We start from the raw sequence: 15,043 nt of genomic DNA, 5'->3' as shown, positions 1-15,043 counted from the left end.
CTCTCCCTTTACATAAAATCATAAGAATACAATATAATCTTATTAAAAAACGAACTATTTTTCAACAATATTAGAAATGGGTGCCATTCACAGTTTTGGGGAAACCGCAAACTGTGAATGGTAACTTAGAAATTGTTAAAAGTCACAGCTTTCAAAGCCGTGACTTTTATTTAGAAATTTTATGCATCGAAAAAGGCTGTATCAAATTGATACAGCCTTCACTCTCATAAAAAATTACTTCTTGTTTACAAGATCCTTAAGTGCCTTACCAGCCTTGAACTTAGGTGCTACAGATGCAGGAATCTTGATTGCAGCGCCAGTCTGAGGATTCTTACCTGTTCTAGCAGCTCTCTTTGTTGTCTCGAATGTACCGAAACCAACAAGCTGAACCTTTCCCTTCTTCTTAAGCTCCTTAGTTACTGTCTCTGTGAAAGCATTAAGTGCTGCAGCAGCGTCCTTCTTTGAAAGTCCTGCCTCCTTAGCGATTGCATCGATAAGTTCTGTCTTGTTCATGTAATTTTCCCTCCAAAAAGAAATATTTTATTACAAAGCCCATTTTACCACGTTTTTTTACACATAACAACACTAAAACGCAGAAAAATGGCGGATTTTTTTCAAAATCCGCCATTTTTTACTAGACTTTTCCTAATTTTCACCTTATAAGATATCCTGGAAACCAGGTCTATACAAATGTCTAGGAATACCATCTACCATAATTGGTCCAACATCGCCCTGAATAAGAGGTCTTACATATGTAATAAACTCATTTGTTACATATGTGCCGTCTTTACTGATCCACTCTCTTGGTACAGTACGTTCATCATTAGCGATCTTGTGAACATCCTTAACCTCTGTACCTGCCTGATAAGGATCATCTGAAAGTCTCTCAAGCACAACCATCTTGCCGCTATCGCCTTCATCTGCGGCCTTCATAGCTGCACCACCAACCTCATAAGCTTCAAGGATATCAACACGTGATGCGCAGTGGCTTGCAGCTCTCTGAAGAGTTGAAAGCTCGATTGCACGTGTCTTGCATCCGCATTCTGCAGAAACAATGTTGCAGAGATATCTTGCTGTACCTGTAAGCTGCTTGTGGCCAAAAGCATCAACATACTCTACTGATTTATCCATATCGCTTACATACTTACCATCTTTAGTTCTGATACCTTCTGAAACTGCTATAACTATAGATGCCTTGGTCTTAAGAAGAGCTTTGATCTTCTTAATGAATGCATCCATATCAAATGGAATCTCAGGAAGATAGATTGCATCTGGTCCATCACAGTCCTCGCCCTTGGCAAGTGCTGTAGCACCAGTAAGCCATCCAGCATTTCTTCCCATTACTTCCACAATAATAACCTGTCCGTGACTGGTTTCAAGAGACCAGCTGTCTCTTATTATCTCTTTTACTGAAGTACCGATGTACTTGGCTGCTGAACCATAGCCAGGAGTGTGATCGGTAAGTGCCAGATCATTATCGATTGTCTTAGGACATCCAACAAATCGAATGTCTGAACCTGAAATGATCGCATAATCTGACAACTTCTTAATGGTATCCATAGAATCATTACCACCGATGTAGATAAAGCAATCGATCTCAAGCTTTGCGAGAATATCAAAGATCTTCTCATAAATTTCTTTACTCTCAAATATTTCGGGAAGCTTGTACCTGCATGATCCAAGATAAGCTGAAGGTGTTCTCTTAAGAAGCTCGATATCAAGTCCGCTCTGAATGTGATCAGAAAGATCTACATATCTCCCTTCCATGAGACCCTGGACACCATGGATCATTCCGTAAACCTTATTGTATCCACGGTCAATTGCGGTTCTATAAACTCCGGCAAGTGAAGAGTTGATAGCCGCTGTAGGTCCCCCCGACTGTCCAACAATTACGTTTCGTTTCTTTTTCTGTACCATTTCTCCTGTCCCCTTTCATGAGATGTCTTATCCCCTATTATATGCGAAAAAACGTACACTGTCACTATTATTTCAGTGTTATCTCAACGCATAATGGATTGTGGTCAGAGTACACAAAATCTGTACTTATCGTATTAATATCGTGAACCTCAATGTTGTCAGAAATAATAAAACCATCTATAACGTAATATTGAAAATTTTCCGGATCTTTATTTTGAACTGAAACAAATGGTGCATCCAAAGATCTGCATGTAGGAATACTTGCATCTGTCATGAAGCTGAATCTATCATCAAATTCATTAATATCAATGACTCCTGCTTGCCAGGTTTTCTCGTGAAGTGGATATGCACTTAGATCCGTATTTGAAAATACCTGATTAAAATCGCCTCCTGCTATTACATAATTTCCTTTATCAAGTTCAGATTCCAAAAGATCTTTTAAGACCTTTGTCTGCTGTATCCTACCTTTGCCGTCATCATAGGCATCAAGGTGAAGGTTAATAAGAACAAGCTCTTTGTCAGAATTATTGATAGGAAGTCTTGATACTTCCAGGCATCTTTTCAGGTTGATGGTTCTAAGTGGCCAGCTAAAGGGACAAGGAAGCTTAACTCTTGTACACTCAGAAACATCATACTTACTAAACAGGCCTATTCCAGCATTAACCTTTCCTATTGGTGGAACTGGCAAAGGAATATAAGATACTACATAATTATAGGCAAAAGCTCTTTCATTACTAACTGCGTCTATATCTGCAAACTGTCTGATATATTCAAACTCATCAAAATAGTGGGATCTGGTAGAATACCTGTCTACCTCCTGAAGCATCAAAATGTCTGGCTTTTGTGCATTTATAACTTTGATCATACCATTTAAGTTATATTCAACTCTTCCCTCGTCAGCAGTATTGACCATCCTGCCGCCATCCATGAAAAAGTCTGCGTTGTCCCCGAGAGCTCCATAACCGATATTCCAGGTCATTATGACTAAATTTTCTCCAATTGAAAGAGTCTCACCCTCTTCCCCGTTGACCATAAGATACTCAAGATCCTGTGGCTCATACTCATCAACTGATAAAAAACCCAGAATAGTTCCCAATATAAGGACTAACAAAAAAACGCCTATGCCAGCGCACTTTACAAATCTCTTCATAAAAACCTTTCCGTTTTGATTTTAGACAATAAAAGCACCTGCTGGTAAAAGCAGATGCTTTTTATGACTATATCTTAAAAATCTTCCTCGAGAGCAAGCTTTCTCCCGTGGGATTTGCCAATGCCGTAAGCAATTGAGGCGATAACGATCACACTAACTGCTGCAACGGCGCAGCCAATCAAAAGCTTCTTCTGATCATCATCGAAGCCCTCCCAGATTTCAAGTCCTTTATCTATCTTATCTTTTGCAAAGCTGATTGCTGCATCTAAAAATTCTGTCATAGCACCCCTCCTATAGACACGAATATTTTGTGCTCACTACACTATATATTGTACCTCTTAGCCTTTCTTTCCTCAAGTTTTTTTAGTATGAAATCCTTCCATACAAAATCGAAAATAGCAGCAAATGGAATAGCCAGAAGGATTCCTACTACGCCAAAGAGTCTTCCACCAAGGATGATAGAGATAAGTATCATAAGTGGCGACACTCCAAGACTCTCTCCGAATAATCTTGGTTTTAATATATATCCATCAACTGTCTGAAGGATAATTGTAAATATAAGGAACCATAAAGCGTACCAGGGATTAACCAGTACAAGGATGAAACCACCGATGACAGCTCCTACTATTGGACCAAAAGTTGGTGCAAGGTTTGTTATTCCAACGATAACAGAAATAAGCACCGCATAAGGAAGTCCTGCGATCAACATGTAGATTGCATTTACTATACCAACAATAACACCATCGATAATATCAAAGCTGATGTATCTGATAAGGATCTTGTTGCATTTATCCAAAAACTCTCCGGAGCTTTTATAGGTTTTTTCCTTGAGGATAAGTTCCATAAGTCTTGAAATACCATTGATGATCCTTCTTTTGTCCAGCAAAAGATAAATTGCAAGGATAAAGGAAATGACTATATCAAATACGTTCTTTCCAGCACTAACAGAGCTGTTGACGATGCCCTCCATATTGTCAGTAAACAGACTGCCGATATTTTCCAGCACTTTGTTTACAATATTTGCAAGACCGCTGAACTCAGAGCTTAAGATACCGTTTGCGTGAGCTTTCTCAAACTGGTCAATGAGCTCTTGTGAAGATTCAACATAGCTTCCAATGTTTGAAGCAAATGTTGTGATACTATCGACTATCTGAGGTATAAGTGCGACAAACAAAAGTACAACAGCTGCGATTATAACTATGATAGCTGTCGCAACAGACAGTTTCCATCTTGTCTTTTCATTCTTTAGCTTCTTGTATATAGAAGTTTCAAAGAACTTGGATAACGGATCAAAGATATAGGCAATAACGCAGCCTACTACTACAGGCTTAATAAATCCAAATATCTTATTTATCCCACCCAGGATCACTGAAAAATGTGAAAGCAACATGTACAGCACAACTGCTGAGCAAGTTGCGATCGTATAAGAAACCCATTTTTTTTTGAACCACTTACTGTTAAACTTCATAATCCCTCCGACCGAATTCATCAAAAAATCTGTTGATAAAAGCTCCTATAAAGAAAATATAGAAACAAAAATATAACCAAAACATCATGATAACCGGAGTTGCAAGGCTACCATAAAGTGAGTAGTTATCAGTCTTATTGACATAAATTGAAAAGATCCAGGAAAACACGTACCAGACAACTGCTGAAAAGATCGCACCAGGAAGCTGATGAACAAACTTTATCTTGGCACTTGGTACATAAGTATATATTAACGCAAATAACATAATTGCAATACCTATAACTAACACAAATCTAAAATTGATCAAAAAAGACATCACATAGCTAAAGGTTGGAGATGCACTTACTATGAGATCTTCCAGAATATTTCCAAATACCATGAGGATCAGCATAGTCACCAGAATAACTGCCATAGCAACAGTATAAAGAGCTGCAATAAGCCTTAAATAAAAATAATTTCTGCGCTCATTTACATCATAGATACAGTTAAGTCCTCTTATAAGCGCCAGCATTCCAAGAGATCCTGACCAGAGTGCGATGATAGCTGTAAGAGAAAGGATGGCTGTACCCTGATTGTATGTTTCATCAACAAGCCTTATCAAAATGTCATTGGCAAAATCAGGCGTTACCTCTACTACAGCCCTTACCAGGTCATTTTCCGTCAGATTCGTATAAGGCAATATCGATGTAAACAATAAAAGCAGTGGAATAAGTGAAAGGATAAAGAAAAAAGCTGTACTACTTGCAAAGGCTGGAATATTCTTTTTTTGCATTTTTTCAGAAAAATCTTTGCCCATTGCAAAGAGCGCAGCTAAAGCATTCATATTGCCCCCTAAAATGGAAAAAGCAGCCATGATCAGATGACTGCTTTTATTTCCTAAAATAGCCCCAAAATGCCGGTTCCTGTTATTTGACTCCTAGCTATCGCCAGGTGGGTTACCGCAACTATAATCTCTGCCTCCCTCTCCCATAGCTGGTCTGCGCATGCGCAGGGCCGAAGGTGTGACATCAAAGATAGCAATGTAGGATTCCCGTTTAAAGTAACTGTAGGTTCAAATTACGCAGGAGTTGTCGGACATCCCAGGAGAAATACATTAGTACTTCTAACTATTATTATATTCAACAAGAGGCTTTTTTCAAGCTATAGCGCCATCTTTTCACACATATTTTAGGAATATTAAAAAGTTCTGTAAATATGATTACTTAAGTTTAGATCTCTCTTGTTGCCTCTTTTAACCAGTTAAGTACCGCTTCATCCTTGATTAATGGACTGATCTTTTTATATACAGCCTTGTGATAAGCATTGAGCTGTTCTACACTCTTGGCATCCATGTACTTCTTGTCGATAGCTTCAAGATCGATAGGTACATATGTAAGATGCTCGAATCCAAAGAACTTACCAGACTCTGTCTTGCATCTGTCTACTACTTCTACGATATTTTCAATACGGATACCATGGCTGCCCTCAACATAAACGCCTGGCTCATCAGATACGATCATACCAGGTAAAAGAGCCTGCTCGTCAGCTCCCTTTGTAAATCTCCATCTGATGTTGTGAGGTCCCTCATGTACATTTAACATGTAGCCGATTCCGTGGCCTGTTCCGTGGTTGTAATCAAGACCGATGTTCCAAAGTGGAGCTCTCGCAAATGTATCTACGTTTCTGCCTGTGCAGCCTTCCATAAAGCTTGCTGCTGCAAGATTAAGCATACCACTAACAGTTGCTGTATAGTGCTTTTTGATTTCGTCTGAGATCTCACCTACTACTATAGTTCTGGTAACATCTGTTGTACCGCCCATGTATGTAGCACCTGAATCCACAAGAAGCATGCCCTCAGCCTTAACCTCTGCTGCGTTATCTTCTGTCGCCTCATAGTGTGCCATAGCTGCATTTGCATTGTAAGCGCTGATAGTAGGGAATGAAAGCTCAATAAATCCAGGAAGCTCTGCTCTCATACCATCAAGCTTCATTGCAGCTGTGTACTCAGTCATAGGTACCTTGCCCACGTTCTGTTTTACCCAATAAATGAACTCTGTGAGCTTAGCACTATCCTTTACATACACTTCTCTGATGTTCTTAAGCTCTGTCTCATTTTTTACAGCCTTCATAAGCTCAGTTGGATTGTATTTATCTACAAGCTTGACACCGCAGTCAGCAGCCTTCTTTAAAAGAGTCTTGTATGTAAGGAAATTAGTGTTTCTCTTATCATAAAGAACATCTCCCTCAAACTTAATATCTTCAAGGAATGAAGTTAATTCGTGATAATCCTTTAATTCAATGCCTACCTTATGGCAATAATCCTTTACATCAGTTGTTACCTCTTTTGACTGAACAAAAAGAACAAACTGATCCATTGTGATATATGCGTATGAAAGAGCTACTGGATTGCACTCTACATCATTTCCACGAAGATTTGTAAGCCACATGATATCATCAAGCTTACTGAGAAGATGAGCCTTTGTGCCATATTCTTCCATCTTCTTTCTGACATCAGAGAGTTTTTCCTTAAATGACTTGCCGCAAAGCTCATCGCTAAGCACATACATATCGTGGCAAGGAAGCTCTGGTCTATCTGTCCAAACATCCTCAGCAAGGTCCTTATCGATCTTAAAGCTTACTCCCTTGTCTGAAAGCTTCTTTTCGAGGTCTTCTCCGATGCTTGTAGAAATAACTCTTCCGTCAAAACCAAGTGTTTGACCGCTCTTCATGTTCTTTACAAGATATTCTGCAATAGTTGGAACTCCAGGATTCATCATTTTGAAAAGAGCTACATCAGTTCCCTTCATCTGATTCTCAGCCTGAATAAAGTATCTGCCATCTGTCCACATTCCAGCTTCATCCTTAGACACAACCAGGGTACCGTTTGATCCATCAAATCCGCAAAAATACTCTCTTACCTTAAAAAAGTCTGCAGAGTACTCTGAGTTATGGAAGTCTGATGTAGGCATCATATAGTAATCTACTGAAAGTTCAGCCATCTTCTTGCGTAAATTTGCAAGTCTTCCTTTTATTTCTGTGTTCTCATACGCCATTTTAAAATTCCTCCTATGTAAAGATCTGTTAATACAAATCCTACCTGCAAAAAAATCCTAGTTGCGCCCTTTGGCACAAATAGGATTGTATCACTAATTCAATATATTGTCATGATTTTTAAGCAGGAGTTTCCTCATCAAAACTGCTCAAATACTGTATCGCTGCCCGCTTGTTCTTCCTTATCTGAATCCTGTTTAATGAAACAAAAATCACAGGAAATATGATCACAAGGCAAAAAGCAGTAAAAGAAGCCATAAGTCCAAACAAAATATCTAATGGAACAAACGGGATGATGTACCATACTATCTTGCCTGCCTTAACAGCTACTCGAACTGTATTTACAAAACCTCCACCTATGGAATAAACAATACCAGCCAGTGCCCCTGATAAAAGAATATATCCAGTAAGTGCATAGTCACTAAAAAGCTTATTAACTAAAGCTGGTACAACTGTAATATCGAGGAGCATCACAATTACTGACACAACTATAGCAACTGTATTCCTGCGAAGCCTTACCTTGGCGTCATCGTAAACTCTTTTGGCATAAACTGCATCATCAAAGACCATTTCATCAAATATCTTTGCCCTAGTCTTTGCCATTTTTGTAATCCTCCTAATGTGTGTATTTCAGGCTATAAACATAATTGCTTACGTGGAAATATTAACATTAGTTGTAACATTTTACAAGATTGTTTTACTTGTGTTGTAATTTCATTAACAATTAAGTAATACTTTAATATCATTATTCTATCAACATTTTTTAGTGAACAGGATGTACCTCAACATCAGACGGCAACTCTTTTTTTGTATCTCCTGTCCTTTCTATGAACAATGAAAGTGCAGAATATACCTCAGCTCTTGAAATATACTCTCCTTTTGCAAGTCTGTACTTTTCATTTTTTATTGACTCATTGACATGATCATCAGTACTTCTGGCTTCGGATAATACAAATCCAAGTTCTACAGCCTTTTTTTCGCATTCGCTTAAGGAAATATTCCTTTTCGTAACATCTTTTTCCATGTACCTGACGATAAAGCTTGCCAATTCCTTATATGTCAAAGGATCATCCGGTCTAAAGAAAAGCTTACCTGCACCATCTTTTTTGACAGTTTCCGAATCAATAAGGTTTCCATCATAAAGAGCCTGCACATAACCTGCATCCCAATCAAGCTCACTTATGTCAGCATATTCATTTAAATATGGCCTCTTACCTGCGAGCCTGAAAGCTTTAAACATGACCATTAAAAGCTGAGCTCTTGGCATGACTGCATAGGGGTGAAGATGCATGACACAAGGGTCTAAAAGCCCATATCTAAAAGCTTTCTTTATACCTTCGTATTCAGGAATCCCCACTGTATCGACAAATGGAGGTTCTATACTAAACACATCCTTTGAAGGAAGCTCTTTTGGAAGTTCCCTGGTATCTTTATCAGGTGTAAAAAAACTATCCTCATCTATATCATAAAAATAGTCTTCATCAAGTTTTCCATTAATACTCTTTAAGAAAAAGTCTGCGATCAAAACTGCTCCATACTCATTTGTATGAGTGATATCGCCCTTTATAAAGTAATCTCTTGCCTTTTCACCATATTCTATCCACTTTTCAAAAGTATAGCCGTGGAGATCAACAAGAATCGTATCTGTTTCCTTTGAAACCTTGTAGCAAGCTTTTGAATACTGATCAAGCATTGAAAAATACTTTCCGTCTTCATCCTTGCCTGGAACCCTGCTGATCGGAGTACATAGTATAGGCAATGCTCCAAGACTTCTTACTTCTTCAATATATTTTTTCAGATTATCCTCATAGCCTCCAAAGGCAGCAAGATTTCTTCTCTTTTGGTCGTTATGTCCAAACTGAATTATGAAAAGATCTCCCTTTTTCATGAGCTCTTTTGCAATATCATAGTGACCATCGTCCCTAAAGCAGTTTGATGTCATTCCTGAATGTGCAAGATTGCACACTGCGGCCTTATGAGCTGCCCTTGAAATTGTCTGAGCCCAGCCGGCGCAGCTTCCATATGGATAATATGGATCTCCGGCATTTTGATCTGTAAGTGTTGAATCTCCAGCTACCCAGATGACTGGCACATCTTCCTTGGTGATACTGACATTTACTTTTACATCAGGGTCATCAGTTCCTAGCCCTGTAAAGCTCACAAATATCACCTTATCATTACATCTGTTTGGAGAAAGAGCTGGAATATAAGGCGTTACTGCCACATAGAATTCTTTTTTATATGTCTTACCTTTACTTGAAGAAACACTGATCTTTCTCTCGATCATATTTCTCCTGCCAGCAAAAAGAGTCATATTCTCGATATCTCTTTTGCCAGGCTTAAGTTCAAAGGAAACTTTATAAGTCCCAAATTCTGAGACATCATATCTTAGGATAGTCACTTTTCTTCCTGCTATTTCTTCTTTGGCAGGTTCTACTTCAAACCTTCTATCGTTCCAACCACCATTTTTCAGTGCAAGTTCTGCATCTGTTGCTGAATTATCGTTTTGTTTTTTCATTTTGGCTCCCGTTGATAATTTGTAATACAAATAGCTTACTCTAAAATGCCGGTAAAAAGAAACTTCTTTATGCAGGAATAATGGTCATTTTCGTCCATTTATAGCATCTTTTTAAGATTACAACCTTTTTGTTGCATTTTATAGTAGATTCTCATATAATACGAACTGTTGCAAAGAGAATAATTTATTGATTTATTTTAAGTGAGGCTATTTTAATGATAAGTGCTAATAACGTAACACTGAGAGTTGGTAAAAAGGCTCTTTTTGAGGACGTCAACATTAAGTTTACAGCAGGTAACTGCTATGGAATCATCGGTGCTAACGGCGCTGGTAAATCTACATTCCTCAAGATCCTTTCAGGTCAGATCGAGACTACTAATGGTGATGTAGTTATTTCTGATGGAGAGCGTCTCTCCTTCCTTGAGCAGGACCACTTCAAATATGATGACAACGTAGTTTTAGATACAGTTATGGCTGGTAATGCTCGTCTTTTCGAAGTAAAAAATGAAAAAGACGCTATCTATGCCAAGGAAGATTTCACTGACGAAGACGGAATCAGAGCAAGTGAGCTTGAAGCTGAATTTGCTGAAATGAACGGATGGGAAGCTGAGTCAGATGCAGAAAGTCTTCTTAACGGACTGGGAATCGACACAGAGTTCCACTACAAGCTTATGAAGGAGCTTGATGGTGCACAAAAGGTTAAGGTTCTTCTTGCAAGAGCACTCTTTGGTAATCCTGATATCCTTCTTCTGGATGAGCCTACTAACCACCTTGATCTTGATGCTATCGCATGGCTTGAGGAATTCCTCATCAACTTTGAGAATACAGTCATCGTTGTATCCCATGACCGTTACTTCCTCAACAAGGTATGTACATATATTGCAGATATCGATTATGGCAAGATTCAGCTCTATGCTGGTAACTATGACTTCTGGTATGAGTCATCACAGCTTATGATCCGTCAGATGAAGGAAGCCAACAAAAAGAAAGAGGAACAGATCAAGGAACTTAAAGAGTTCATCGCTCGTTTCTCTGCTAACGCAAGTAAGAGTAAACAGGCTACTTCCAGAAAGAAAGCCCTTGAAAAGATCGAGCTTGATACTATTAAGCCATCAAGCAGAAAGTACCCATATATCGACTTTAGACCAGATCGTGAGATCGGTAATGAAGTTCTTACAGTTGATGGAATTTCCAAGACTGTAAATGGTGAAAAAGTATTAGATAATATTTCTTTCGTAGTTCAAAGAGATGACAAGATCGCATTTGTAGGCGGCAACGAGCTTGCAAAAACTACTCTCTTCCAGATCCTTACAGGTGAGATTGAGCCAGACGAGGGAACATACAAGTGGGGTGTTACAACATCTCAGGCATACTTCCCTAAGGACAACACCAAGGAGTTCGACAATGACTACACCATCACAGAATGGCTTACAGGTTATTCTGAGATCAAGGATGCAACTTATGTAAGAGGCTTCCTTGGACGTATGCTCTTTGCAGGTGAAGATGGTGTCAAGAAAGTTAAAGTCTTATCCGGAGGAGAAAAAGTTAGATGTCTTCTCTCCAAGATGATGATAAGCGGTGCCAACTGTCTTATCTTTGATGAACCTACAAACCACCTTGATATGGAATCAATCTCCGCTCTTAACGACGGAATGATCAAGTTCCCAGGTGTTGAGCTCTTTGCCTGCCGTGACCACCAGGTCGTACAGACAACAGCTAACAGAATTATGGAAATCCTTCCAGATGGAACACTTATTGATAAGCGTTCAACATATGATGAGTACCTTGAAAATGATGAAATGGCTAGAAAGCGTACAGTATATAACACTGCTGCTGACGAAGAAGAGGATGACTGATCCTCACGCCATCAATATAGTAACCACGTAAATATCAGCCAGGCTGATATAAATATATTCAACCCATTTAAGGAGGAGCATATTATGCAGGAATTTAGTCCGGTAAAAGAGGGAAAGGTCAGAGAGATCTACGACATCGGGGAAAATCTCATCATGGTAGCAACTGATAGAATTTCAGCGTTTGATGTCATTCTTAAAAACAAAGTTGTTAAAAAAGGTGCAGTTCTTACGCAGATGTCCAAGTTTTGGTTTGATTTTACAAAGGATATCGTAAACAATCACATGATCAGCGTTGATGTGGCTGACATGCCAGAGTATTTTAGAGCCCCAGAATTTACTGGTAACAGTATGCTTTGCAAAAAGCTTACAATGATTCCTGTTGAATGTATTGTTCGTGGTTATATTACAGGAAGTGGCTGGAAGAGCTATGTAGAAAACGGAACAGTCTGTGGTATCAAGCTTCCAGAAGGTCTCAAGGAATGTGGTAAGCTTCCTGAACCAATCTACACTCCTAGCACAAAGGCAGAGATCGGTGATCACGATGAGAACATCGATTTTGACAGAAGCGTTGAAGTACTTGAGAAAGCTTTCCCAGGTCACGGACTTGATTACGCTACAAAGATCAGAGATTATACTATCGCTCTTTACAAAAAATGTGCAGACTACGCTCTCACTCGCGGCATCATTATCGCTGATACAAAGTTCGAGTTTGGTGTAGATGAGAATGGTGAAGTAGTTCTTGCAGATGAAATGCTCACACCTGACAGCTCAAGATTCTGGCCAGTTGAAGGATATGAAGAAGGTCATGATCAGCCATCATTTGATAAGCAGTTCGTTCGAAACTACTTAAAGGCTAATCCAGATTGTGATTACAATCTTCCACAGGATGTAATCGACAAGACTATTGCTAAGTATCTTGAAGCATACAAGCTTCTTACAGGCAAGGAACTTGCATAATTTATCAAACAAAACAGAGGCGCTTTAGCAAATGCTAAAGCGCCTCTTTTATTATTCAATTCATATTATTTATTTAAAGAACTCCATATCTGAACTTAACTTATCAGCGATACTCTTAAGGGAATTAGCTGATCCAGCAAGTGTTGTAACTGTAGCAGAAAGCTCCTGCATTGATGCTCCTGTCTCCTCTGAAGAAGCTGCATTTTCTTCTGAAATAGCTGAAAGAGAACTCATAGCATCTGATACAACGTTCTTGGCACTTACACAGGTTCCTGCATCTGTCTCGATACTCTTTACACTTGATACTGTAGAAGTAATATCTCCGATCATAGCATTTACACTCTGTACTGTATTTCCAAGAACTGACTGCTGTTCGTCATTACCCTTCTTAACATCAGCTGCCATCTGAACTGCTGACTGTGACTCAGCCAAAAGAACATCCATCTCTTTTCTGATATCATCAGCCATCTGTCTTGAGTCTTCTGCAAGTTTTCCAATCTCACCAGCAACAACTGCGAATCCCTTTCCAGCTTCTCCTGCTCTAGCAGCCTCAATAGAAGCATTAAGCGAAAGGAGGTTTGTCTGTGTTGCAATTGATGTGATACCTTCAACCTTCTCATTGATATTCTCAACAGCCTTACTTGTTGCTCCGATTTTTTCAGTGATCTGAACGATATTCTCGCTCATAGCCTCTGAACTTCTCTGGAGATCTGCAAGAGACTGTGCAGATTCTGTACTAACTTCCTGCATTCTAGCTGCAAGATTTGAAAGATCATCTGTGCTGGACTGTACGTTACCAGTAGCTACATCAATATCACCAACAGATTCTGTAACACTCTGAATCTCATCAGCCTGCTGTGTAGCACCAGATGCAATTTCCTGTACTGCATTTGATACATCATCTGCAGTCTGTGATATCTGACTAGCTGCATCTGCAAGTTCTTCAGAAGAATTATGTACTGAAACTGCGGATTCTTTGATATTTGTTACTATTCCACTAAGTACATCCAAAACAGAATTTGTATTTGCGATCATCTCGCCAAACTCGTCTTTTCTATTCTGGAACTTTTCAATCGATACGAACTCACCGCTTGCCAAATGGCTAAGAGCACCATTGATCTCATGGATAGGTCCTGTAAAGGAGTTAGCCATTGCAAAGGATGCAATTACAGCTACGATTGCCATGATAATAGCAAGTCCAACACCAATATTTGCACTTCTCTTAGCAGATGCAAGTGTCTTGTCATAATTTGAAGATACTACTACGATCCATCCAGTAGTTGGTTCCTGCCGATATGATACGATCTGTTTATCAGAGCCCTTACCTGTTACATAAGTACCTGAACTACTACTCTGAGCCATCTTAAAGAAGTCTCTGTCACTTCTATCATCTGGTTCATCCTCTGAACTTATCTCATAATCAGAATGAGCAATTACGATACCAGATTTATCTGTAATGAACGCTCTTTGGTCATTACCAATATTTTCCTTAAGAAGCTTGTGTAATACAGAAAGATCATAACTTCTCTGTACTACACCAATTGGTGTTGAATAACCATAATCATAAACAGGAACAGCAGGAATAATGATTCTTGAACCTGTAGCTTTTGATACGAGGATATCTGAAATATAATCTTTTCCCTTCATCGCTTCCTGGAAATACTCTCTCTCATGAATATCAGAAAGCTTATTTCCATCATCTCTTACTAACTGCTGACCTGTAGAATCAGATATAACAAGAGCATTTCCATCATTATATGGAGCATTTACCTTCTGAAGGAAAGCAATCATTTCGCTTTCATTTCTGGTAGACGGATTCTTAACGTATTCAATAGTATAAGGAGTTTCAGCCACAGCATCTAAAGTTCTGAGCATCTGGTTGATCTCTTCCATAAATGCCCCTTCTACGATTGCGCACTGCTTTGAATTAGTTGTCTCAGCATCTTCAAGGCCTTTGCTGATGGAACTATTAAAATTAATAATCATTGTAATTATAAGTGGTATTGTAACGACTAATACCATTACCAAAACAAGTTTCGCTTTAACACTGTTTAAACCGAAATTCTTTGTATTGTTAGTCTTAGGTTCCTTTTTTCCCATATCGTTTATTCTCCTTAAATAATATGAATAAAACTTTTTAGATTGTT

General features: G+C 38.9%; 12 protein-coding genes and 1 other RNA gene. 2 read left to right on the top strand and 11 right to left on the bottom strand.

The features are described from left to right. Positions 1-234: 234 nt before the first annotated feature. From BUA02_RS07135 to BUA02_RS07090, 10 genes are all read right to left on the bottom strand, one after another. Entirely contained in the window at positions 235-513 is a 279-nt protein-coding gene (locus BUA02_RS07135; protein WP_071176309.1) for an HU family DNA-binding protein, read from the bottom strand. 144 nt (positions 514-657) lie between these two features. Then, the gene (locus BUA02_RS07130) at positions 658-1,917 is read right to left on the bottom strand and encodes a 6-phosphofructokinase (RefSeq protein WP_071176310.1); all 1,260 of its coding nucleotides are present in this window, start codon (positions 1,915-1,917) and stop codon (positions 658-660) included. A gap of 67 nt (positions 1,918-1,984) precedes the next feature. Further along, positions 1,985-3,067, bottom strand: a complete 1,083-nt coding sequence (locus BUA02_RS07125; RefSeq protein WP_072702193.1) for an endonuclease/exonuclease/phosphatase family protein — start codon at positions 3,065-3,067, stop codon at positions 1,985-1,987. 74 nt (positions 3,068-3,141) lie between these two features. After that, a complete protein-coding gene (locus BUA02_RS07120) occupies positions 3,142-3,348 on the bottom strand; it encodes a hypothetical protein (RefSeq protein WP_071176312.1) in 207 nt (68 codons plus the stop codon). Positions 3,349-3,389: 41 nt separating this feature from the next. Then, positions 3,390-4,535, bottom strand: a complete 1,146-nt coding sequence (locus tag BUA02_RS07115; RefSeq protein WP_072702191.1) for an AI-2E family transporter — start codon at positions 4,533-4,535, stop codon at positions 3,390-3,392. Next, positions 4,525-5,358 (bottom strand): YihY/virulence factor BrkB family protein, encoded by an 834-nt coding sequence (locus BUA02_RS07110; protein ID WP_236845900.1) that lies wholly within the window; start codon positions 5,356-5,358, stop codon positions 4,525-4,527. The genes BUA02_RS07115 and BUA02_RS07110 overlap by 11 nt, the downstream gene beginning before the upstream one ends. Before the next feature lie 57 nt (positions 5,359-5,415). Beyond that, a non-coding RNA gene (ssrS, locus tag BUA02_RS07105) (6S RNA) lies at positions 5,416-5,624 on the bottom strand. 119 nt (positions 5,625-5,743) lie between these two features. Further along, on the bottom strand, positions 5,744-7,567 hold the full coding sequence (locus BUA02_RS07100) for an aminopeptidase P family protein (protein ID WP_072702188.1): 1,824 nt from the start codon (positions 7,565-7,567) through the stop codon (positions 5,744-5,746). Between the two features lie 118 nt (positions 7,568-7,685). After that, a complete protein-coding gene (locus BUA02_RS07095) occupies positions 7,686-8,168 on the bottom strand; it encodes a hypothetical protein (protein WP_072702185.1) in 483 nt (160 codons plus the stop codon). A gap of 160 nt (positions 8,169-8,328) precedes the next feature. Continuing rightward, positions 8,329-10,083 carry a GDSL-type esterase/lipase family protein gene (locus BUA02_RS07090; RefSeq protein ID WP_072702182.1) on the bottom strand — a complete coding sequence of 585 codons (1,755 nt, stop codon included), beginning with the start codon at positions 10,081-10,083 and terminating at the stop codon, positions 8,329-8,331. 215 nt (positions 10,084-10,298) lie between these two features. Here BUA02_RS07090 and BUA02_RS07085 point away from each other — a divergent pair, with 215 nt between their 5' ends. Further along, a complete protein-coding gene (locus tag BUA02_RS07085) occupies positions 10,299-11,939 on the top strand; it encodes an ABC-F family ATP-binding cassette domain-containing protein (RefSeq protein ID WP_072702179.1) in 1,641 nt (546 codons plus the stop codon). 84 nt (positions 11,940-12,023) lie between these two features. Further along, positions 12,024-12,896, top strand: a complete 873-nt coding sequence (locus BUA02_RS07080; RefSeq protein ID WP_072702177.1) for a phosphoribosylaminoimidazolesuccinocarboxamide synthase — start codon at positions 12,024-12,026, stop codon at positions 12,894-12,896. Between the two features lie 69 nt (positions 12,897-12,965). Here BUA02_RS07080 and BUA02_RS07075 read toward each other — a convergent pair whose 3' ends face one another. Next, a complete protein-coding gene (locus tag BUA02_RS07075; RefSeq protein WP_072702174.1) occupies positions 12,966-14,996 on the bottom strand; it encodes a methyl-accepting chemotaxis protein in 2,031 nt (676 codons plus the stop codon). Positions 14,997-15,043: the final 47 nt, after the last annotated feature.

Source organism: Butyrivibrio hungatei DSM 14810, from assembly GCF_900143205.1.
Lineage (GTDB): Bacteria > Bacillota > Clostridia > Lachnospirales > Lachnospiraceae > Butyrivibrio > Butyrivibrio hungatei.
The sequence above is the reverse complement of the archived record's forward strand: the minus strand, read 5'-3'. Positions and strand labels throughout refer to the sequence as shown.

Coding starts and splice junctions, on each gene's coding strand:
- BUA02_RS07135 (WP_071176309.1), bottom strand. CDS start 513: ATGAACAAGACAGAACTTATCGATGCAATCGCTAAGGAGGCAGGACTT.
- BUA02_RS07130 (WP_071176310.1), bottom strand. CDS start 1,917: ATGGTACAGAAAAAGAAACGAAACGTAATTGTTGGACAGTCGGGGGGA.
- BUA02_RS07125 (WP_072702193.1), bottom strand. CDS start 3,067: ATGAAGAGATTTGTAAAGTGCGCTGGCATAGGCGTTTTTTTGTTAGTC.
- BUA02_RS07120 (WP_071176312.1), bottom strand. CDS start 3,348: ATGACAGAATTTTTAGATGCAGCAATCAGCTTTGCAAAAGATAAGATA.
- BUA02_RS07115 (WP_072702191.1), bottom strand. CDS start 4,535: ATGAAGTTTAACAGTAAGTGGTTCAAAAAAAAATGGGTTTCTTATACG.
- BUA02_RS07110 (WP_236845900.1), bottom strand. CDS start 5,358: ATGAATGCTTTAGCTGCGCTCTTTGCAATGGGCAAAGATTTTTCTGAA.
- BUA02_RS07100 (WP_072702188.1), bottom strand. CDS start 7,567: ATGGCGTATGAGAACACAGAAATAAAAGGAAGACTTGCAAATTTACGC.
- BUA02_RS07095 (WP_072702185.1), bottom strand. CDS start 8,168: ATGGCAAAGACTAGGGCAAAGATATTTGATGAAATGGTCTTTGATGAT.
- BUA02_RS07090 (WP_072702182.1), bottom strand. CDS start 10,083: ATGAAAAAACAAAACGATAATTCAGCAACAGATGCAGAACTTGCACTG.
- BUA02_RS07085 (WP_072702179.1), top strand. CDS start 10,299: ATGATAAGTGCTAATAACGTAACACTGAGAGTTGGTAAAAAGGCTCTT.
- BUA02_RS07080 (WP_072702177.1), top strand. CDS start 12,024: ATGCAGGAATTTAGTCCGGTAAAAGAGGGAAAGGTCAGAGAGATCTAC.
- BUA02_RS07075 (WP_072702174.1), bottom strand. CDS start 14,996: ATGGGAAAAAAGGAACCTAAGACTAACAATACAAAGAATTTCGGTTTA.